Raw genomic sequence first — 18,984 nt, 5'->3', positions numbered from 1 at the left:
GTTGATACGGACCGAGTCCGCAGCCCAGCGAGGAGAGAACCATGAGCGAGCCCCAGGAGATCGTGGAGACCCGCGGGGACGACCGCGTAGACCTGCTCGCCTCCGACACCAACGGTGACGGCAAGCCCGACGTCTGGGTCTCGGACACCGACGGTGACGGCAAGCCCGACCTGTTCCAGTTCGACACCGACAACGACGGCAAGGTCGACATCACGATGGTCGACCTCGACCAGGACGGCAACCCGGACATGATCGTCGACGGGGACGGCGGCCTTCCTCCGTCCGTCTGACGTCCGCGGCTCAGCCGCCGCCGAGCGCGCTGATCGCCGCCCAGAGCACCGCGACGGCGAGGGCCGTGGAGAAAACCGCCGAGGCGGTACGCCGCCACGGCCCCTTGCCGTCGGGGACGACCGCCTCCGGGTGCCCGAGCCGGGTGAGGGTGCGGCGCTGCCGGCGTACCTCGTGACACCAGCGGCTCAGGTCCGGCGTACCGCGGCTGATCTCGACCGCCAGCCGGGCCTGGGCGCGTTGCAGGCGCCGTACCGCTGCTCGGGCGCGGAATCCCGCCCGGACCCGGGCGTGCCGGCGAGCACTGGCCCGGCGCGACCCGAACTTGAGGGCTTCGACCTCCGCCGGCGTTACCAGCTCCGGATCGTCGAGCGTCGCGAGCTGCGCGGTGTAGTAGTCGGCCTCGCGGTCGTGCGCCGCCCGCACCAGCAGCCAGATCAGCAGCAGCGGCGGGAGCCCCTTGAGCACGAGGACGGCCAGCAGCGCCACGGCGCCGTTGCCGAGCCCGTCGCGCAGCAACGGCGAGTTCCACAGCACGTGCGACGCCCAGGCGCCGAGCACGGCGAGCATGGCGACGGCGAGGCGGGTACGCAGCGTACGGTCACCGCGCACGACCAGATAGCCGATCCCCGCCCCGGCCAGCGCCCCGAACAGGGTGTGGCTCCACACCCCGGACACGAAGCCGCGGAGCAGGAACGTGGTGACGACCGGCTCGATGTGGTCGCCGCGGCCGGCCAGCGCGACGGCGCCCATCGCGTACACGATGTCCTCGACGATCTGGAATCCGAGGCCGACCATCGCGCCGTAGACGACACCGTCGAGCACGCTGTTGACCTGCTCGCGGGCGATCAGCACGACGGCGACCACGCCGAGCGTCTTGGCGACCTCCTCCACGGTCGGGCCGGCCAGCGCGGCACCCCAGTCCGCGGCCAGATGTGGTGAACCGAGCTTGGCGATGATGTCGTCGAGGGCCGCGCTGCCGGGGATGGAGACGGTCGTCGCGACCAGTCCGCCCCAGGCGAACGCCAGGACCAGCAGGGCGGGCGGCTCGCGCTCGAGGAAGTCGAGCTCCGAGACGACGAACCAGAACGGCACGGCCAGCACGGCGAAGAGGGTGGTCGCCGTGAAGAGCGCCCACGGGTACGCGGCAGCGAACTGCGCCGTGATCATCGTCATCCGCCAGGCGCCGGCGAGGAGTACGGCGAGCACGATCCAGAACGCGGGCCGGCGTACCAGCCCGAGATCCGGGTCCGGGCCTGGTTGCACCGGCGCGGATCGGGCGCTGCGCAACCGGGGCTCCGCCGTCATCCGGCCCGCTCCGGCGCGTACCGGAGGGTTCTGGTGCTGGCGTCGATGGCCGGCAGCGAGCGGCCCAGGTCCAGGTCGGCGCCGCTGACGGTGACCTCGATGGTGTGGCCGTCGGCGACGAAGACCGCGTACCGGCCGCCGCGACCGGGGGCGCTGTAGCCGCCCTGGACGCCGGCCAGGCCGCCGGCCGTCGCGACGGTCAGCTCGGTGCCGGTGACCTGATAACCGGCCGTGCCGGTGATGCGCTGCCGCAGCCGCAGGACCGCGGTCTGCAGGGTGCCGTCGTACGGCTGGACGGTGACGAGGTAGCGGACAGGCCCGAGCCGGAACAGCACGGTGCCCGAGTCCTCGGTCGGACGGGTCTCGGTGACGTCGATGCGTGCGCCGGGCGGCGGCACGACGGTCACCCCGCCCCCGATCTCGTACGGGCGGTTCATGGGCACTGCGCGTTCGGCGGGCAGCATCCGGTTGAGCGCCGGTAGCCCGAAGGCCAGAGCGCCGAGGGCCATTACTAGGGCGATCGCACCGAGGAGATTCGTTCGCTGACTCCCGGTAACCCTCCCCATCCCCATACGCTAACGGTCCGCGCGTACGGGCTTCGGATGGAGAGTGTTTTGTCCGTTTACTCGGAACGTTCGCGGAAATGTCCCGCCGGCACGACGGCGGTGAGCCACACGCCGTTGGCGCTGAGGTGGAAGACGTGCCCGACCTCGGCCATGGCGGCCGCATCCACCTCGAGAATCGCGACCTCCGCCGCCCGGCGGCGACCGACGCGCAGCGCCGTGGCCACGTCGGGCGAGAGGTGGACGTGGTGACGGCTCCGCGGACGCAGCCCCTCGCGCACGATCGAGGGCAGGTTGGCGCGGGGCGTGCCGTGGAACAAGGTCGCGGGCGGATCCGCCGGCGGCAGGTCGAGGTCGACGTCCACCCGGCGGGAATGACCCTGGCTGGCGCGGATGCGCTCCACGCCGTCGGTGCCGGTCGCGATCGCGAACCGGGACTTGTCATTGCCGGCGACGACGACCTCGAGCTCGGCACGGGTGATCTTCAATGCGGTGAGCAGGTCGGTGACCGGGACCCAGCCGCCAGGGTCCAGGGTCAGGCCGGCGACCTCGGGCCGGTGCCGCAGCACGAGCGACATGCGCTTGCTGAGGCGAACCTGCTCCCGGGTCAACGCGCTCACGGATACAACTCCATGACCGCAAGGTAGTAAGGCCGGTCCTCGGTGTCGACGGATTTCAGCCGCCACGGGGTGCCCTCGAGCAGCTTCTCCAGCTCGTCCACGGAACAGTTGAGGTAGTCGAACCAGTCGGTGGCCAGCAGGCGGTAACGCAGCCGCAGGCGCAGCTGGCCGCCGAGCCGGCCCCGCTCGCGGTTGCGGCGGTGATAGGCCACGTGCACCGGGTCCGTCGTCCCGTACGGGTCGGAGCCCTGGGCCACGATCCGCGCGCCGGGCCGGGCCAGGGCGGCGAGCGCCGCAAGGAAGCCGGGGGCGCGCTCCGGTCCCTCCAGCAGACCCAGGTTGTTGCCGAGCAGCAGGAACGTGTCGTAGCGGGTGGTCGTACGTGCGTAGTCGTCGACGGTGGCGATGACCGTGTCCCGCAGTCCCCGCTCGCGCGCGACCTGGACGGCGCCGGGCGAGATGTCCAGCCCGGTCACGGCCATGCCCCGGCGTTGCAGCTCGAGCGCCGTACGCCCGGCCCCGCAGCCGATGTCGAGCACGGCGCCCCGGCAGAGTCGCAGTGCGCGGACGTCGTGCGGCTGCCACTCGGCGGGCTCGGCGAGGTAGTGGTCCGCGGGAGCGCCGTTGATCAGGCCGTCGTCGCGCTCGATGATCTCGATGACCGGCCGGGGCACCCGCCCGCCGGCCAGGGGGCGCGGGCCGATTCCGGTGCGTACGGCGTACGCGTCCCGGATCAACTCGCCGAACACGTCGCCGATCGCTGGCTGATCCATCGAGGGTTGTTCACGACCTACCTTGAGTTGCTCCTTGCCGCAGGTTAGCAACAAGGTCTCCACCGTCGTGAACAATGCTCGCCGTCACTACTCTTGAGACATGGCGACGTTGGAGCAAATCGGTGCCGAGAAGTACGTCTCGCTGACGACGTTCCGCAAGGATGGCCGCGCCGTCGCGACCCCGCTCTGGGTCGTGCCCGACGGCGCCGGCCTGGCGTTCTGGACGCCGCAGGGCACGGGCAAGCTGAAGCGGATCCGCAACAGCGGCCGGGTCACGGTCGCCCCGTGCGACATGCGCGGCAACCTGAAGGGCGAGGCGATCGAGGCGACAGCGCGCATCGGCGACGAGGCCGATCGGGTACGGGTGGGAGAGCTGCTCAAGCGCAAGTACGGCCTGATGGGCCGCCTCACCCTGCTCGGCAGCCGGCTCCGCCGCGGTGTGCACGGCACGACGACGATCCTGGTGTCGTAGAGCCGAAAAAGGGGCGATCGCCTTCCCCGGCGCTCGCCCCTTCTATCGATCTTTCGGTCGACTGCGGTTCGTTCAGTCGCCCTGCCGCTGCGTGGGAATCTGTCCCTGCAGCAGAGCGCGAACCTCCGACTCCCGGTAGCGACGGTGCCCGCCCAGGGTGCGAATTGCGCTGAGCTTGCCCGCCTTGGCCCACCGGGTGACGGTCTTCGGGTCGACTCGGAACATCGACGCCACCTCGGCCGGTGTTAGTAGCGGCTCAGGATCGTGCGTACGCGATGCCATCGGTCACTCCTCCACAGGTACCTAAAGACATCGGCCGGGGTCCCGCCGGCCGGTGCGTCTCTCATGGTCCGGCTAGTCCCCGATGTCCGACATGGGCCGAACGGCCGAACGTCCCTAGATAGACGGTTGAAGCATGACCGATTTATCCCGGTTTTATACGCCAGAAAGTGTCTTGTTTGGACCGAAAATCACGCTTCGGCAGTCCCCGATTACGAAGAGTATTCGCCTTAGAAGCGGCTCCCGGGGTGCCGTTCCGTGCCCGTTCGTCCCATTCTTGCTGGTCAACAGCGTGACCAGTGTCGATCAATTGCAGCGCTCGAGCAACTGCACCGCTCGCCACCGCGCGACGAGCTTCTCGTACGCCTCCGTGGCCGCGTCGGCGTCGCCCCGGGAGAGTGCCGTCAGGCCGGCCGCCACCAGTCCGGGTGAATCGTCATCCTTGAGGGAGTCGTCCGGGAGCAGACCGGTGAGGCCGCCGTAATCCAGCTCCACGATCGAACGCGGGTGGAACTCCTCGAGCCAGCGCGTACCCTCCTCGACCGCCTCGGTGATCGGGGCGTCGCCCAGCGACTTACGCAGCACCGAGACGCCGCGATGAGCCCGTCGGCGGGCCTTGGAGATCTCGGTGCGGTAGCGCAGGGTTCGCCGCTCTCCCGTCAGTTCGATCTCCCGCTCGTCGAGGTCCACGAAGACGAACCAGCGCAGCGGCACACCCCACGTGGCGATCTGCTCGTGCACCCGGGGCACGCCGCGCTCCAGCACCTTCGCGCCGCTGCGCCAGTCCTCCACGATCGCCTTCGCCTGCCCCGCCAGCACCGGCGGCACGAACGCGTCGGCGAGCACGCTCGGCACCCCGTCCCGGGCGTTCAGCGCCGCCTCGGCGACGCGCAGCCGCAGGTTCCACGGGCAGACGAGCAGGGTGTCGCCCCACTCCAAGACATAGGCCTCGTCCGGCAGGTCGGGCAGCCGGGTCCAGCCGGCACCGAGCGCCTCCAGCACGGCGGTGCGCTGCCGGACCGGCCCCTCGGCGGGGCCGAGGGCCCGCCCCTCCCGCGCATACCGGCGCCAGAAAACCTGGCGGTCCCGGTCGAAGGCGGTCAGCGGCTCGTAAACGCGCAGGTACGACGCGAACAGTGACGGCACGGCGCGATCCTTTCACGAAATCGTGGTCGATAGCCCCTCCGCGCGTAGCCAATCGGGTGGCTCCGGGCACGCCCGCCGTCGGCGCGGCTCGTCGCGAGCCGTCATGAGCGGCCGGTGAGGGCCTAAGCTCGCTCATGTCCGGCACGACCCCGCCGGCGCAGGCAGCGCGCCCCACAAAGGCGCACACCGCAGACACTCAGGAGAGAGCAGCATGGGCGTGTTCGTAAGCAGCGACGGCACCGACGCCGCCGGGCACGAGCAGGTCGTCTTCTGCCAGGACCGGCACACCGGCCTGAAGGCGATCATCGGTATCTACTCCACGGCCCTCGGGCCCGCGCTGGGCGGCACCCGGTTCTACCCGTACGAGAGCGAGGAGGCGGCCGTCACCGACGTGCTGAACCTCTCGCGCGGCATGGCGTACAAGAACGCCCTGGCCGGCCTCGACCTCGGCGGCGGCAAGGCAGTGATCTGGGGCGACCCGGTGCAGGACAAGTCGGAGGGGCTGCTGCGGGCGTACGGCCGCTTCGTGGAATCGCTCGGCGGCCGCTACTACACCGCCTGCGACGTCGGCACGTACGTGCCGGACATGGACATCATCGCGCGCGAGACCCGGTACGTGACCGGCCGCAGCGTCCAGCACGGCGGCGCCGGGGACTCTTCGGTGCTGACCGCCTGGGGCGTCTTCCAGGGCATGCGCGCGGCGGCCGAGCACACGTGGGGCAGCCCGACGCTGGCCGGGCGCAGGGTCGGCGTCGCCGGTCTCGGCAAGGTCGGCAAGTACCTCGCGGGTCACCTGATCGAGGACGGTGCCTCGGTGGTCGCCACCGATGTCAACGCCGCCGCGCTCGAGTGGGCCCGCACGACGTACCCCCAGATCGATCTGGTCGCGGACACCCAGACCCTGATCACGAGCGACATCGACGTGTACGCCCCGTGCGCGCTGGGCGGCGCCCTCGACGACGACACCGTGCCGGCGCTGCGCGCCAAGATCGTGACGGGTGGCGCGAACAACCAGCTCGCCCACCCCGGCATCGAGAAGATGCTCGAGGAGCGCGGCATCCTCTACACGCCGGACTACGTGGTGAACGCCGGCGGCGTCATCCAGGTGGCCGACGAGATCGAGGGCTTCAACTTCGACCGCGCCAAGCTCCGCGCCACCAAGATCTTCGACACGACCAGCCAGATCCTCCGCCTCGCCGACGACGAGGGTGTGCCGCCGGCGGTGGCCGCCGATCGCCTCGCGGAGCGCCGGATGGCCGAAGTCGGACGGCTCCGCAGCATCTACCTGGGTTGAGGCTTTTGTACACCGTCGCGCGTCGCGTCCCGGGGCCGTCGCGACGCGCGACGGTGGTACACGTAACCCGAGGTGCCGAAGGCGGCATCGTCCATGTACCGTAAGACCCACGAGAGATGCCTGACGTCATCGGGGCCCGCCTTCGGGCTGCCCCGAATTCTGTGCGAGGGGGTCGAGCCATGGGGCGCGGCCGTGCTAAGGCCAAGCAGACAAAGGTGGCCCGGGAGTTGAAGTACCACTCCCCGAACACCGACCTCACCGCCTTGCAGCGCGAACTGGCGGGTGCTGGTAAGTCCGACCATCACTTCGACGACGACGACGACAATGTCGTCGACGACGAGGATGACGACGATCCGGACGACGAGCCCGACCGTTGGTCGCCTTCGAGGCGCTGACCCGTATTGCACAGAGCACGCGGCTTCCCGCGTGCTTCCGTGTGTCGAGGTCGTTCCGGCAGTTCATGATGCCCACGCAGCCTGATCGCGCGGGCATCATGTTCTGCTCGTAGCCGTTCACGCCTCCACCGCGGGTGGTGCCTTCGGCATGTCCAGATTCGGTCAGCGACGGCGGCCGCCTCGGGCCGCCGCCACCGCTCACCGCCCGGCGCCGGTCAGCGCGGCCGGTTGTTCCAGTTGTAGAACGTCGGGATGTTCTCGAAGTGGTTCCAGGCGCAGACCGCCGACCCTTCACCGGCCGTCGTCTCCTCGCGCTGCTGCCGCGCCTCGTCCGCCTCCTGGATGAGGGCGGCCAGACCTGTGCGGGTGTCGCGCACCCGAGCCGTCACGGGATCCGTCTCCACGCGGTCAGACGGCCGTGGGCTCGTGATCTCGGGCATGGTCCAGCACTCCCTCCAGTAGGCGAATCTTGCTGTTGCGGCAGTGGTCGGTGATCGTGACATCGAACCGGCCGCGCTCGAAGTAGCGGTTGGCCGCGTGGGCACCCCCGCAGAAGCCGAAGTACGGGCACTGGGCGCGGCACGCCTCCACGCCGTCCAGGAACTCCCGGATCCACGGTGTCCCGCTCGCCCCGGCGAGGATCTCCGCGAGCGGGGTGGCGAGCACGTTGCCGCTGCTGAAGTCGCCGTACCGGGCATCCGAGAAGCCGGCGAGCTCGGGCGAGAGCAGGACCACGCTGCCGTCGTGGGCCACGGTCGGGATCGGGTCGAGGCGCCGGGGCAGCACATCGTCGGCCGTACCGTCGAGGACCGCCGCCGCGTAGCGCAGCGACCATTCGACCTCGCGCAGGTGGATCCGGGGATCGCGCCGCCAGGCGCCGACCAGCTCGGCCCAGAAGGCGGTCACGTCCTCCTCGGGATGCCGGTTGGCGCGGACGTTCACGCCCTCCAACTCCTCGACGTTGATCCCCAGCACGTCGCAGCCGAGATCGAGGAAGTAGTCGTAGAGCTCGGTGGCCAGCCCCGGCAACGGCCGTCCGACCACGCACAGGGCGGAGAACGGAATCCCGTGCCGCTTGAGCGCCTCGATACCGCGCACGATCCGCGCGTACGCCGGCTTGTCACCCGCGGTGACCCGATCGCCGTTACGCGGCTCGGGGCCGTCGACGCTCACGCTCACGCGGACGCCGCGCTCGGCGAAGAACTCGCACCACGCGTCGTCGATGAGCGTCGCGTTCGTCTGGATGTGGTGCTCGACGCCTTCGGCGAAGGGCCGCATCAGGTCGGCCAGGTGGGCCCGTCCCGCCGCGAGCGGCTCACCCCCGTGCCACACCACCGAGAATCTTCCTGTACGGGCCCAGGCGTTCACGGAAGCAGCAACGGCGCCGGCGACCTCGACGGGCATCCTCCGGTCCGCCCGGCGCAACGGAAGGTAGCAGTAGGAGCAGTCGAGGTTGCAGAGGGTGGTGGGCTGCATCACCACGTACGTGGGAACCGTGGCGATGCCGCGCATACCGTTCCAGCGGTCTCCCACAGTCACCCTCCCCGTCCGCGTCGTCGTCGACTCAGGCCAGGCTAAGAACCGACGTCCACCCGAGTGTGCCTCGCTGCTCCCATCCATGACCAAAAGATCCGCGTGTGCCGCCCATCGACACACGCGGATCATTTCATACGAAGCGCAAGAAAGCGCCGAAGTCGTCAGCCCCGCAGGGCCGCCGACCCGCGGGCCCGGTGGCTCAGCCGCGGGTGTACTGCCCCATCATCTGCACCTGGCCGGTGCCCTCGATGACCTCGCCCACCTGCCACGCCTCCACGCCGCGGCCGGTCAGGTAGGCCATCGCGCGGTCGGCGTCGTCGGCGGAGACGATCGCGAACATGCCGACGCCCATGTTGAACGTGGCTTCCATCTCGGTGTCCTCGATGCGGCCCTTCGCCTGGATCAGGTCGAAGATCGACTGGGGGCGCCACGACGAGCGGTCGACCACCGCGTCGACGTGCTCCGGGAGGATGCGGACCAGGTTGCCCGGGATGCCGCCGCCCGTCACGTGGCAGAAGGCGCGGACCTCAGTCTCCTCGATCAGCCCGAGGCAGTCCTTGGCGTAGATCTTGGTGGGGGTGAGCAGCTCCTCCCCGAGGGTGCGCTGCTTGCCGAAGTCCTCCACGACGGTGTCGAGGCGCATGCGGCCCGCGCCGAGGAGCACGTGGCGGACCAGCGAGTAGCCGTTGGAGTGCAGGCCGGACGAGCGCATGGCGATGACCGCGTCGCCGATCTCCACACGGTGGGCGCCGAGGATCTCGCTCTCCTCCACCACGCCGACACCGGTCGCCGACACGTCGTACTCGTCGGGACGCAGCACGCCGGGGTGCTCCGCCGTCTCGCCGCCGAGGAGGGCGCAGCCCGCGTACCGGCAACCGTCCGCGATGCCCGCGCCGATCTCGGCGACCTTGTCCGGCACGACCTCGCCGCAGGCGATGTAGTCGAGCAGGAACAGCGGCTCGGCGCCGCAGGCGACCAGGTCGTCCACCACCATGGCGACGAGGTCGATGCCGATCGTGTCGTGGATGTCGAGCTGCTGGGCGATCACCAGCTTGGTGCCGACGCCGTCCGTCGACGAGGCGAGGATCGGGCTCTTGTACTTCTGGGTGTTCAGCTTGAAGAGACCGGCGAAGCCGCCCAGGTCGCCCATCACCTCGGGGCGCGTGGTCTTCTTGACCTTGCTCTTGAGCAGCTCGACCGCGCGCTCGCCGGCGTGGATCGAGACGCCGGCGTCGGCGTACGTCACCGTGCGCTTACGACCGCTGCGGCCGACCCCTGCCGACCACGGCTGGCGGTCGGCGCCCTCGGCGCCGTTGGATCCGGCACTGTTGCGCTCGGACACGTGCGTCACGGTTCTCCCCTTTGGTGGTGGTGCTGCTCGGCTGGGCCGCTTGCTTCGACGTCGAAAGGTGCTCGGTGGTTCCGCAAGTTACGGGCGGTGCAGGGCGTCCGTGCCGCCCGGGCTGCCGACCAGCGGTTGCGCTCGCTCGCGCTCGCCCTCGGCGTACTGCTCATCCTCGTACTCCTGCTCGAGTTCGGCCACCGCAGCGGTGGCCGCCTCCGGAGAGGCGTCGGGCATCGATGCCCGCTTGCCGACGCTCTCGAGCAGGTGCTTGCCGATCAGGTGACCGGCCGGCAACTCGATCGGATACTGCCCATCGAAGCAGGCCATGCAGAGCCGTGTCTTCGGCTGCTCGGTCGCCTGGACCAGGCCGTCCAGCGAAACGTACCCCAGGGAGTCCGCGCCGATCGAGCGGCGGATGCCGTCGATCTCCAGGCCGTTGGCGATCAGTTCGGCCCGGGTGGCGAAGTCGATGCCGTAGAAACACGGCCACTTGACCGGCGGCGAGGAGATGCGGACGTGCACTTCGAGCGCGCCGGCCTCACGCAGCATGCGGATCTGTGCGCGCTGGGTGTTGCCACGCACGATCGAGTCGTCGATGACCACGATGCGCTTGCCGCGGACGACCTCGCGCAACGGGTTGAGCTTCAGGCGGATCCCGAGCTGGCGGATCGTCTGCGAGGGCTGGATGAAGGTGCGGCCCACGTAAGCGTTCTTCATGAAGCCCGCGCTGTACGGAATGCCGGACTCCTCCGCATATCCGATGGCCGCCGGGATGCCGGACTCCGGAACACCGACGACCAGATCCGCCTCGACCGGATGCTCCTTGGCCAGGCGGCGGCCGACCTCGACACGCGCGGCGTAGATGTTGCGGCCGGCGATCGTGGTGTCGGGGCGCGCGAGGTACACGTACTCGAAGAGACAGCCCTTGGGCTCCGGCACGGCGAACCGCGTCGAGCGCAGGCCGTGCTCATCGATCGCGAGGATCTCGCCGGGCTCCACCTCACGGACGAAGCTGGCGCCGACGATGTCGAGGGCCGCGGTCTCACTGGCCACCGCCCAGCCGCGTTCCATGCGGCCGAGGACCAGCGGGCGTACCCCCTGGGCGTCGCGGGCCGCGTACAGGGTGCCCTCGTCCATGAAGACGAAGCTGAACGCGCCCCGCAGCCGCGGGAGAACCTCCATGGCCGCGGCCTCGACCGAGAGATCGGGGCGGCTGGCAAGCAGGGTCGTCACCAGGGCGGTGTCCGAGGTGGCGGTGTCGGCCTCGAGGCCGCGCTCGACGACCTCCCGGGCCAGCTCCGCGGTGTTGACGAGGTTGCCGTTGTGCGCCAGCGCGATCGTGGTGCCCGCCGTGGTGGCGCGGATCGTGGGCTGGGCGTTCTCCCAGTTGGAACCACCGGTGGTGGAGTAACGGGTGTGACCGATGGCGAGATGACCGCGCAGGCTGGCCAGCGTCGGCTCGTCGAAGACCTGGGAGACCAGGCCGAGATCCTTGTAGACCACGACACCCGAGCCGTCACTGACGGCGATGCCGGCAGCCTCCTGGCCGCGGTGCTGCAGTGCGAAGAGGCCGAAATACGTAAGTTTGGCGACTTCTTCCTCAGGGGCCCAGACGCCGAAGACGCCGCAGGCATCCTGGGGTCCGCGGTCCTGGGGGTCGAGATCGTCGGTCAACAGGCCGTCGCCTCGGGGCACGCGCTTGCTCCCTCATGCTGATCTGCTCGGACTTGCTGGTCTGTTCCGACCGACCAGTGTACGCGAGGTGGCGGATCTTCAGCTCGGGTGCACAGGGAGGTACGGAGCGAGATCGGTGCGTATGCCGCTGGCCCGTACGCGCCCGGAATTCACCGCATCGGCCCAGTTCATACGGCCCGTGGCGACGAGCAGCCAGGTCGTCGGATCGGTCTCGACCACATTGGGCGGTGTGCCGCGGGTGTGCCGCGGACCGTCGACGCACTGAATCGCACCGAAAGGTGGAATACGGACCTCCACCGATCGGCCCGGAGCGGTCCGCGCGAGCTCGCCCAACAGCGCTCGCACAGCGTCACGAAGCACGGAACGTTCTGGTTCGTCACCGGCGTCCAGCGCGTCCAACGCCGCGCCGACCGACTCGGATTTATTGTGCGCAGAAGACACGTCGGGACAATACGACCCGGCAAATGAACAGAACTCGGCGGCCCTGACTCGCGCAGACGTCATCCGACAGGGCATAGTGGCCGACGGTGTGTACTCGTCGCGGGATCCAGGGGGTAACTCAAAGGCACCCCGGGGACCGCGCGACCGGAAGGCGGTGGACGTGACAACGCACCTACGAGCCCGGGCTGTCCAGGCCGGTGCGTTCCTGGCAGTGATCGGTGGCGTCCTCGCCGCCGTCCCCTCGGCGGCGCTGGCGGCGGAACCACAGGTTTCGATCACCAACCTGTCCTCGGGAGACCTTCCCTCCGGGGGCAAGACCACCCTGAAGTACACCATCACCAACCGGAACGTGGCGGCGCCGAACGCCGAGACGGGCGTCACCGTGGTCATCAAGGCCGACGGTATGACCTGCAGCGCCTGCAACTTCGACGACACCATCCCGGCCGGCCAGAGCAAGCCGTTCGAAGCCGTGCTGACAGCCGGCACCGTCGACGCCGGACAGACCAAGACCATTCAGGTCCAGATCACGGCGACGATCGGGGACCAGAACGGCACCGCCGGCCGGAACATCACCGTGCGCGGTCCGGACAAGCCCCAGGCCGTACGCCAGGTCAGCGGCAAGGTGAAGGACCAGGACGGCAAGGCGGTCCCGGGTGCCTCGGTGGCCCTGCGCGACAGCGCGGGACGCACCTTCAACGCCACCTCGGGCAACGACGGCGGCTACTCGTTCCGGTCGACCGACGGAGCGCCCATCGCGGTGGGCTCGCTGCTCGTCATCGCCGGCAAGCAGGGCTACAAGGGTGACCCCGTCACCGCCCAGGGCGGTAACGACAAGTCCATCAACGTCCCGCTGACGATCAAGTCCCTCGCGGCCACGACGTCACCCACACCGTCGACCTCGGCCAGCCCGAGCGCCACGCCGAGCGAGGAAGTGTCCGACGAGACCTCGGCTGCCGCGACCGACGATCAGAGCGCGGCAGCCGCACCGGCGACCACCAAGACGGCGGGCGAGGACGAGGGCTCCGGCTCACTGCTGTTCATCATCCTCGGCGGCCTCCTGGTCGCGGCCGGCATCGGCGCGATCGTGCTGGTGATGATGCGCCGCAAGAACGTCCCCGACGACTTCGAGGACGCGGACGCCAAGGGCGCGGGCGGCATCGTGCCGCCGACCCCGGGCCGCTACGCCGGCCCGGACGAGACCCGCCTTGCAGCGCCGGTCGGTGGTCCCACCAACGACGCGACGATGATCGCGCCGCGGTCCGGCGCACCGTCCATCGCGGACGCCCCGACGATGATCCAGCGCGCGCCGCTGGCGGAACCGGTCGACGAGTTCCCGGATCCGTACGGTGCACCGCTGCCGCAGAACGGCACGTACAACGCCCCCGCCGCGTGGCCGGCCGGTCCTGCCGCGGGTGCGGGTGTGGGTGCGGCGGGTGCGTACGGCACGGCGACACAGTTCGGTGGCCCCCCGGTGCCGGCCCAGAGCGGTGGCTACGACGACCGGGATCCCAACGGGTACGGCGCGTACGACGACCGCGGCGGCTACGACGATCAGGCCGCCGCGCCGCAGCGGTACGACGAGCCGACCGGCATGTACCAGCCGGAAGCCTTCGACGACCGCGCCGGGTACCCCGAGCAGGGCGGCTACGACGACGGCTATGCCGGCGAGCAGGGTGGCACCTACCCGGCGGGCGGCTACCAGGGTGGCGGCTACGGCCCCGAGCAGGGCTACGGCTCCTGGGACGGCGCCGGCGGCGGCATCGACAACGGCAACGCGTACGGCCCGCAAGGTGCCGGATACGGCGGCGCCCAGAGCGGCGGCACGTACGGCGGTGCGCAGGCCGGCGGCGCCTACGGCGGTGCCCAGGGCGGCGGGACCTACGGCGGCGGCGCGCAGGGTGGCGCTTACGGCGCTCCGGGCGGTGGCGGCTACGGCGCCGACCAGGAGGGTTACGCCGACCAGGGCGGTTACGACCAGCGCGGTGCCTATGGTGGCGCTGATCCGCGCGGCGGCGGCCCTTACGGTGGCGGCGTTCCGGGCGGTCCGCAGGGCGGCGCCCAGGGTGGCGCGCCGGGTGGCGGCGCTTACGGCGGCCCGCAGGGCGGCGGCGCACCGGTCGGCCCCGCTTACGGCGGCCCCCAGAGTGGCGGCGCCCAGGGCAGCGGCGCTTACGGTGGCCCGCAGAGTGGCGGCGCCCAGGGCAGCGGCGCTTACGGTGGCCCGCAGAGTGGCGGCGCCTACGGCGGTCCCCAGGGCGGCGGTGGCGCTTACGGCGGGCCGCAGGATGGTGGCGCTTACGGCGGCCCGCAGGGTGGTGGCACCTACGGTGGCGGCGCTCAGGGTGGCCCGCAGGGCGGCGGCGCGCCGGGTGGCGGCACCTATGGTGGCGGCGTTCGGGGCGGCGGCGTGCCGGGTGGCCCGCAGGGTGGACCCCCGGGCGGCCCTCAGGGCGGCGGGGCCTACGGTGGCGGGCCGGCCGCTGGCGGCTACGGTGGCGAGCAGGATGGCTACGACCAGCGCGGCGGAACCTACGGCGATGCGCCGCGGCAGCAGCAGCCCGAGGGTTCGCACCCGGGTCAGCGCCGGTCCCTGGACTGGATGGACGACTGAGTTAGCCGTAAGAAAGAGCCGGCCCGTCGCGACGGGCCGGCTCTTTTTTGGAAAGCCCCTCTTCAAAGCAGAACGCCACGGCAGGAGCTGCCGTGGCGTTCTCGCGTCGTGCTGAGAGTCAGGCCTTCGTCTCCGGCTCGGCGTCGTCAGCCTTCGTGGTGGCCGCCGGTGCCTCCGCCAGCGCCTCCGCCGGTGCCTGGTCGACCGGACCGCCGGGCAGCGATGCGGCCGGCTCGGACGGCGTGCCCGTTGCCGAGGCGGTGGGCTCTTCGTCGTCCGCAGCAGGAACCTCGGCGACCTCTGCCGCCGGTCCAGCGGCCTGCGGGTCGCTGATCTCGAGGGTCAGCGAGCGGGCCTCGTCACCGGCCGCGTCCTGCGCCGTTCCGGAAACCTCGCCGGACGAAGCCGCCGCGGTGTCCGTGGAATCGGCCGATGCCGACACCGACACTTCCGGCTCAGCCGCCGGAGAATCGGTGGCCGGCTGCGCTGCCGCAGACTCGGTGGCGGGCGGGGTCACCAGGGACGAGGCCGCTGCGGGCTCCGCCACCGGGGACACGGCTGCCGGGCGGGGGCCGAGCTCGGCCGGGCCGCCGAAGAGGTTGCGCATCGTCGACGTGAACGCCTCGCGCAGCTCCTCCAGCCCGACCGCGAACTGGCCCTGGATCTCGAGGACCGGCTCCTCCGAGGTAACGCCGATCGCCGTGCAGGGCACGCCGTGCTCGGCCGCCAGGGCCACGAAGGCCTTGTCGTGGCCGCGGGGGACCGCGACCAGCACTCGGCCAGCGGACTCGCTGAAGAGCCAGACGAACGGGGTCGTCGTCGCGTCGTGCTCCGGGAGGGTGATCCGGGCGCCGACGTTGCGGCGGAGGCACGACTCGACCAGCACCTGTGACAGGCCGCCGTCCGAGAGGTCGTGCGCCGCCACCATGTGCTCGCGTTCGGCCGCCTGGGCAAGGAGCCGGCCGAGCCGCTGCTCGTGGGCCAGGTCCACCCTCGGCGGGCGGCCGCCGAGGTGGCCGTGGGTGACCCACGCCCACTCGGAGCCGGACAGCTCGCACGACGTGGTGCCGAGCAGGAAGAGCAGGTCGCCGTCCGTGCTCGGCGGCGGCGGGAAGCCCATCGGCACCCGCCGGGCGACGTCCTCGAGGATGCCGAGCACGCCCACCACCGGGGTGGGGTGGATCGCGGCGGCGCCGGTCTGGTTGTAGAAGCTGACGTTGCCGCCCGTGACCGGGATGCCGAGCTCCTGGCAGCCGTCGGCGAGGCCTCGTACGGCCTCCGCGAACTGCCACATGACCGCCGGGTCCTCGGGCGAGCCGAAGTTGAGGCAGTCGGTGACGGCGATCGGCTCGGCGCCGGTCACTGCGACGTTCCGGTACGCCTCGGCGAGACCGAGCCGCGCACCCTCGTACGGGTCGAGGCGTGCGTACCGGCCGTTGCCGTCGACGGAGAGCGCGACGCCCAAGCCGGTGCGCTCGTCGATGCGCAGCACACCCGAGTCCTCGGGCTGAGCCAGGACGGTGTTGCCCAGCACGTACCTGTCGTATTGCTCGGTGACCCAGGTCTTGTCGCACAGGTTCGGCGACGCGATCATGCGCAGGACGGTCTCGCGGAGTTCGTCCGGAGTGGCCGGACGCGGCAGCGTCTCGGCGCGGTCGGCCTGGAGCAGGATGAGGTCGGCCGGCTCCCTTATCGGGCGGGCGTAGACCGGGCCGTCGTCGGCGAGCGAGCCGGGCGGCACGTCGACGACGATGTGGTCGTTCCAGCTGATCACCAGGCGGCCGGGGCGGCCCTCTGCGTCGCGGGCGGTCACCTCGCCGATCGCGGTGGCCCAGACGCCCCACTTCTCGGCGACGGCGAGCACCTGGTCGAGCTTCTCCGGCGCGACGATCAGCAGCATGCGCTCCTGCGACTCGCTGGCCAGGATCTCGGTCGGCGACATCGAGGCCTCGCGCAGCAGCACCCGCTCCAGCCAGACCCGCATGCCGGTGCCGGCCGCGGCCGCGGTCTCGGTGAGCGCGCAGGTCAGGCCCGCGCCGCCGAGGTCCTGGATGCCGACGACCAGGCCGGCGTCGTAGAGCTCGAGGCAGCTCTCGATGAGCAGCTTCTCCATGAAGGGGTCGCCGACCTGCACCGACGGCCGGCGTTGCTCGGCGCCCTCGTCGAAGGTGGCGGACGCGAGCACGGACACACCGCCGATGCCGTCCCGGCCCGTACGCGCACCGAGCAGAACGACGACGTTGCCGACGCCGGCAGCCTCCTTGCGCTGCAGCCGCTCGACCGGCAGGACGCCGATGGAGAGCGCGTTCACGAGAGGGTTGCCCTGGTAGCACGAGTCGAAGACGATCTCGCCGCCGATGTTGGGCAGGCCGAGGCAGTTGCCGTACCCGCCGATGCCGGCCACCACGCCGGGCAGGACCCGGGCCGTGTCGGGGTGGTCCGCGGCGCCGAAGCGCAGCGGGTCCATCACCGCGACCGGGCGAGCGCCCATGGCGAGGATGTCGCGGACGATGCCGCCCACCCCGGTCGCCGCGCCCTGGTACGGCTCGACGTAGCTGGGGTGGTTGTGCGACTCGACCTTGAACGTCACGGCGAGTTCGTCGGAGATCTGCACCACGCCGGCGTTCTCGCCGATGCCTGCGAGCATCCGGGTGTTCTTGGGAGCCTTCTCGCCGAACTGGCGCAGGTGCACCTTGCTCGACTTGTACGAGCAGTGCTCGCTCCACATGATCGAGTACATCGCGAGCTCGGAGGCCGTCGGGCGGCGCCCGAGGATCTGCCGGATGCGGTCGTACTCGTCGTCCTTGAGGCCCAGCTCGGTGTGCGGCTGGAGCTCCTCGGGGGTGGTCCGGGCGCGCTCGACGGTGTCGGGTCCGCCGTCGAACTGGTTGACCAGCACGTCGGTGGCGGCGAAACCGCTGGGCTTCCCCGGCTGCGCGGCCAGGGGCTGCTGGTTCGGCACGCCCCGGGAGGCCGCCGCACCGCCGGTCGCGGTGTCGGGCTGGGTGGTCATCAGTGGGCTCCCCCTGTGAGCTGCCCGCCGGCAGCGGCCCCGGCCAGGTGCCGCAGGGCGGAGGTGAAGAAGCCGAGGCCGTCGAGGGACGGACCGGTCAGCGCCTCCACAGCGTGTTCCGGATGCGGCATGATGCCGACCACGTTGCCGGCCGCGTTGGTGATCGCGGCGATGTCGCGCTGCGAGCCGTTCGGGTTGCCGCGGATGTAGCGCGCGACGACCCGGCCCTCCCCCTCCAGCTCGTCGAGGGTGCGCTGGTCGGCGACATAGCAGCCTTCGCCGTTCTTCACCGGGATCAGGATCTCCTGGGCGTCGGCGAAGGTGTTGGTCCACGCCGTCGCGGTGCTCTCGACGCGCAGGTACTGGTCTCGGTTGCGGAAGTGCAGGTGCTGATTGCGCGTGAGGGCGCCGGGCAGCAGGTGCGCCTCGCAGAGGATCTGGAAGCCGTTGCAGATGCCGAGCACCGGCAGGCCGCCGCGGGCGGCGTCGGCGACGGTCTCCATCACCGCGGCGAATCGGGCGATCGCTCCGCAGCGCAGGGCGTCGCCGTACGAGAATCCGCCGGGCAGGACCACGGCGTCGACACCGTGCAGCTTCTCGTCGCCGTGCCAGAGGCGCACGGCCTCTCCACCGGCGAGGCGGACCGCGCGGGCCGCGTCGCCGTCGTCGAGCGATCCCGGGAAGGTGACGACTCCGATGCGCATGCTCACGCGTTCACCCGCGCGGCGTCACCGGCCGGCTCCTCGACGCGGATCGTGAAGTCCTCGATGACCGGGTTGGCGAGCAGCTTGTCGGCGATCTCGCGGGCGGTGTCGGGATCGGGTTCCCCGGCGAACTCGATCTCGATACGGCGTCCGATCCGTACGGAAGAGACGTCGCTGACGCCGAGCCGCGGCAGCGCGTTGGCGACCGCCTGGCCCTGCGGATCGAGGATCTCCGGCTTGAGCATGACGTCGACGACGACGCGAGCCACGGGCACTCCTGACTGTGTAGGCGCGCAGTTGGGTGGCCCTCTAAGGGGCGAGCGGCAAAAGCCTACCCTGTACGGCCGCCGATCGAGCCATCGGCCGGTGTCGGCAGGCTGACGCATAAGGCGCTGAGCAGGCAATCTCGACCGTGATCTCCACCACGGAGGTAGGCACTCGCCGCAACCGCGCGATGACCTGCCGCGACATCGTTGCCATCACATCGTGATAGGTGTGAAT

General features: G+C 70.8%; 19 protein-coding genes. 5 read left to right on the top strand and 14 right to left on the bottom strand.

Translation table 11 applies throughout. The features are described 5' to 3' along the window. Nucleotides 1-41: 41 nt before the first annotated feature. Nucleotides 42-290, top strand: a complete 249-nt coding sequence (locus AB0368_RS19110) for a hypothetical protein (protein WP_366155198.1) — start codon at nt 42-44, stop codon at nt 288-290. A 10-nt stretch (nt 291-300) separates the two neighbouring features. Here the strand turns inward: AB0368_RS19110 and AB0368_RS19105 are convergent, their stop codons facing one another. From AB0368_RS19105 to AB0368_RS19090, 4 genes are read right to left on the bottom strand one after another with little or no spacing between them, the layout of a single operon-like run. Continuing rightward, entirely contained in the window at nt 301-1,596 is a 1,296-nt protein-coding gene (locus AB0368_RS19105) for a PrsW family intramembrane metalloprotease (protein WP_366155197.1), read from the bottom strand. Then, on the bottom strand, nt 1,593-2,162 hold the full coding sequence (locus AB0368_RS19100) for a hypothetical protein (protein WP_366155196.1): 570 nt from the start codon (nt 2,160-2,162) through the stop codon (nt 1,593-1,595). The genes AB0368_RS19105 and AB0368_RS19100 overlap by 4 nt, the downstream gene beginning before the upstream one ends. A gap of 56 nt (nt 2,163-2,218) precedes the next feature. Then, on the bottom strand, nt 2,219-2,779 hold the full coding sequence (locus AB0368_RS19095) for an RNA 2'-phosphotransferase (RefSeq protein ID WP_366155195.1): 561 nt from the start codon (nt 2,777-2,779) through the stop codon (nt 2,219-2,221). After that, entirely contained in the window at nt 2,776-3,552 is a 777-nt protein-coding gene (locus AB0368_RS19090; RefSeq protein WP_366155194.1) for a class I SAM-dependent methyltransferase, read from the bottom strand. Before AB0368_RS19090 ends, AB0368_RS19095 begins: the two co-directional genes overlap by 4 nt. A gap of 100 nt (nt 3,553-3,652) precedes the next feature. Here AB0368_RS19090 and AB0368_RS19085 point away from each other — a divergent pair, with 100 nt between their 5' ends. Further along, entirely contained in the window at nt 3,653-4,024 is a 372-nt protein-coding gene (locus tag AB0368_RS19085) for a PPOX class F420-dependent oxidoreductase (protein ID WP_366155193.1), read from the top strand. A gap of 72 nt (nt 4,025-4,096) precedes the next feature. On the opposite strand, the gene AB0368_RS19080 is transcribed toward AB0368_RS19085, so the two are convergent. Together AB0368_RS19080 and AB0368_RS19075 are read right to left on the bottom strand one after the other, a co-directional pair. Next, the gene (locus AB0368_RS19080; RefSeq protein ID WP_014687221.1) at nt 4,097-4,306 is read right to left on the bottom strand and encodes a BldC family transcriptional regulator; all 210 of its coding nucleotides are present in this window, start codon (nt 4,304-4,306) and stop codon (nt 4,097-4,099) included. 303 nt (nt 4,307-4,609) lie between these two features. Next, nucleotides 4,610-5,449, bottom strand: coding sequence for a hypothetical protein (locus AB0368_RS19075; RefSeq protein ID WP_366155192.1), 840 nt, complete (start codon nt 5,447-5,449; stop codon nt 4,610-4,612). A gap of 211 nt (nt 5,450-5,660) precedes the next feature. Here AB0368_RS19075 and AB0368_RS19070 point away from each other — a divergent pair, with 211 nt between their 5' ends. Then, nucleotides 5,661-6,743, top strand: a complete 1,083-nt coding sequence (locus tag AB0368_RS19070; protein ID WP_366155191.1) for a Glu/Leu/Phe/Val dehydrogenase — start codon at nt 5,661-5,663, stop codon at nt 6,741-6,743. Between the two features lie 179 nt (nt 6,744-6,922). Beyond that, nucleotides 6,923-7,138 (top strand): DUF3073 domain-containing protein, encoded by a 216-nt coding sequence (locus AB0368_RS19065; RefSeq protein ID WP_366155190.1) that lies wholly within the window; start codon nt 6,923-6,925, stop codon nt 7,136-7,138. A 215-nt stretch (nt 7,139-7,353) separates the two neighbouring features. On the opposite strand, the gene amcA is transcribed toward AB0368_RS19065, so the two are convergent. From amcA to AB0368_RS19040, 5 genes are all read right to left on the bottom strand, one after another. After that, nucleotides 7,354-7,578, bottom strand: coding sequence for a multiple cyclophane-containing RiPP AmcA (gene amcA, locus AB0368_RS19060; RefSeq protein WP_366155189.1), 225 nt, complete (start codon nt 7,576-7,578; stop codon nt 7,354-7,356). After that, nucleotides 7,547-8,650 carry a cyclophane-forming radical SAM peptide maturase AmcB gene (gene amcB, locus AB0368_RS19055; protein WP_366155235.1) on the bottom strand — a complete coding sequence of 368 codons (1,104 nt, stop codon included), beginning with the start codon at nt 8,648-8,650 and terminating at the stop codon, nt 7,547-7,549. The genes amcA and amcB overlap by 32 nt, the downstream gene beginning before the upstream one ends. A 223-nt stretch (nt 8,651-8,873) precedes the next feature. Next, on the bottom strand, nt 8,874-10,025 hold the full coding sequence (gene purM / locus AB0368_RS19050) for a phosphoribosylformylglycinamidine cyclo-ligase (RefSeq protein ID WP_366155188.1): 1,152 nt from the start codon (nt 10,023-10,025) through the stop codon (nt 8,874-8,876). A gap of 78 nt (nt 10,026-10,103) precedes the next feature. Beyond that, the gene (gene purF / locus AB0368_RS19045; protein WP_366155187.1) at nt 10,104-11,714 is read right to left on the bottom strand and encodes an amidophosphoribosyltransferase; all 1,611 of its coding nucleotides are present in this window, start codon (nt 11,712-11,714) and stop codon (nt 10,104-10,106) included. Between the two features lie 78 nt (nt 11,715-11,792). Further along, nucleotides 11,793-12,155, bottom strand: coding sequence for a sterol carrier family protein (locus tag AB0368_RS19040; RefSeq protein WP_366155186.1), 363 nt, complete (start codon nt 12,153-12,155; stop codon nt 11,793-11,795). 160 nt (nt 12,156-12,315) lie between these two features. On the opposite strand from AB0368_RS19040, the gene AB0368_RS19035 reads away from it, so the two are divergent. Next, nucleotides 12,316-14,766: a carboxypeptidase-like regulatory domain-containing protein gene (locus AB0368_RS19035; protein WP_366155185.1), complete on the top strand. Its 2,451-nt coding sequence runs from the start codon at nt 12,316-12,318 to the stop codon at nt 14,764-14,766. A 118-nt stretch (nt 14,767-14,884) separates the two neighbouring features. Here the strand turns inward: AB0368_RS19035 and purL are convergent, their stop codons facing one another. Genes purL through purS form a run of 3 tightly spaced genes read right to left on the bottom strand, consistent with a single transcriptional unit; the run spans nt 14,885 to nt 18,752 of the window. Continuing rightward, the gene (gene purL / locus AB0368_RS19030) at nt 14,885-17,779 is read right to left on the bottom strand and encodes a phosphoribosylformylglycinamidine synthase subunit PurL (protein ID WP_366155184.1); all 2,895 of its coding nucleotides are present in this window, start codon (nt 17,777-17,779) and stop codon (nt 14,885-14,887) included. Continuing rightward, a complete protein-coding gene (purQ, locus tag AB0368_RS19025) occupies nt 17,779-18,489 on the bottom strand; it encodes a phosphoribosylformylglycinamidine synthase subunit PurQ (protein WP_366155183.1) in 711 nt (236 codons plus the stop codon). Before purQ ends, purL begins: the two co-directional genes overlap by 1 nt. Beyond that, nucleotides 18,486-18,752 (bottom strand): phosphoribosylformylglycinamidine synthase subunit PurS, encoded by a 267-nt coding sequence (purS, locus tag AB0368_RS19020; RefSeq protein ID WP_366155182.1) that lies wholly within the window; start codon nt 18,750-18,752, stop codon nt 18,486-18,488. Before purS ends, purQ begins: the two co-directional genes overlap by 4 nt. Nucleotides 18,753-18,984: the final 232 nt, after the last annotated feature.

Origin of the sequence: Actinoplanes sp. NPDC051475, from assembly GCF_040689425.1 — a bacterium.
Taxonomy (GTDB): Bacteria; Actinomycetota; Actinomycetes; order Mycobacteriales; family Micromonosporaceae; genus Actinoplanes.
Note: the sequence above shows the minus strand (reverse complement) of the source record. Positions and strands in the feature narration are given on the sequence as shown.

Bases quoted from the DNA above. Each gene is read 5' to 3' on its own strand.
- AB0368_RS19110 (WP_366155198.1), top strand. From the start codon at position 42: ATGAGCGAGCCCCAGGAGATCGTGGAGACCCGCGGGGACGACCGCGTA.
- AB0368_RS19105 (WP_366155197.1), bottom strand. From the start codon at position 1,596: ATGACGGCGGAGCCCCGGTTGCGCAGCGCCCGATCCGCGCCGGTGCAA.
- AB0368_RS19100 (WP_366155196.1), bottom strand. From the start codon at position 2,162: ATGGGGAGGGTTACCGGGAGTCAGCGAACGAATCTCCTCGGTGCGATC.
- AB0368_RS19090 (WP_366155194.1), bottom strand. From the start codon at position 3,552: ATGGATCAGCCAGCGATCGGCGACGTGTTCGGCGAGTTGATCCGGGAC.
- AB0368_RS19085 (WP_366155193.1), top strand. From the start codon at position 3,653: ATGGCGACGTTGGAGCAAATCGGTGCCGAGAAGTACGTCTCGCTGACG.
- AB0368_RS19080 (WP_014687221.1), bottom strand. From the start codon at position 4,306: ATGGCATCGCGTACGCACGATCCTGAGCCGCTACTAACACCGGCCGAG.
- AB0368_RS19070 (WP_366155191.1), top strand. From the start codon at position 5,661: ATGGGCGTGTTCGTAAGCAGCGACGGCACCGACGCCGCCGGGCACGAG.
- AB0368_RS19065 (WP_366155190.1), top strand. From the start codon at position 6,923: ATGGGGCGCGGCCGTGCTAAGGCCAAGCAGACAAAGGTGGCCCGGGAG.
- amcA (WP_366155189.1), bottom strand. From the start codon at position 7,578: ATGCCCGAGATCACGAGCCCACGGCCGTCTGACCGCGTGGAGACGGAT.
- amcB (WP_366155235.1), bottom strand. From the start codon at position 8,650: ATGCGCGGCATCGCCACGGTTCCCACGTACGTGGTGATGCAGCCCACC.
- purL (WP_366155184.1), bottom strand. From the start codon at position 17,779: ATGACCACCCAGCCCGACACCGCGACCGGCGGTGCGGCGGCCTCCCGG.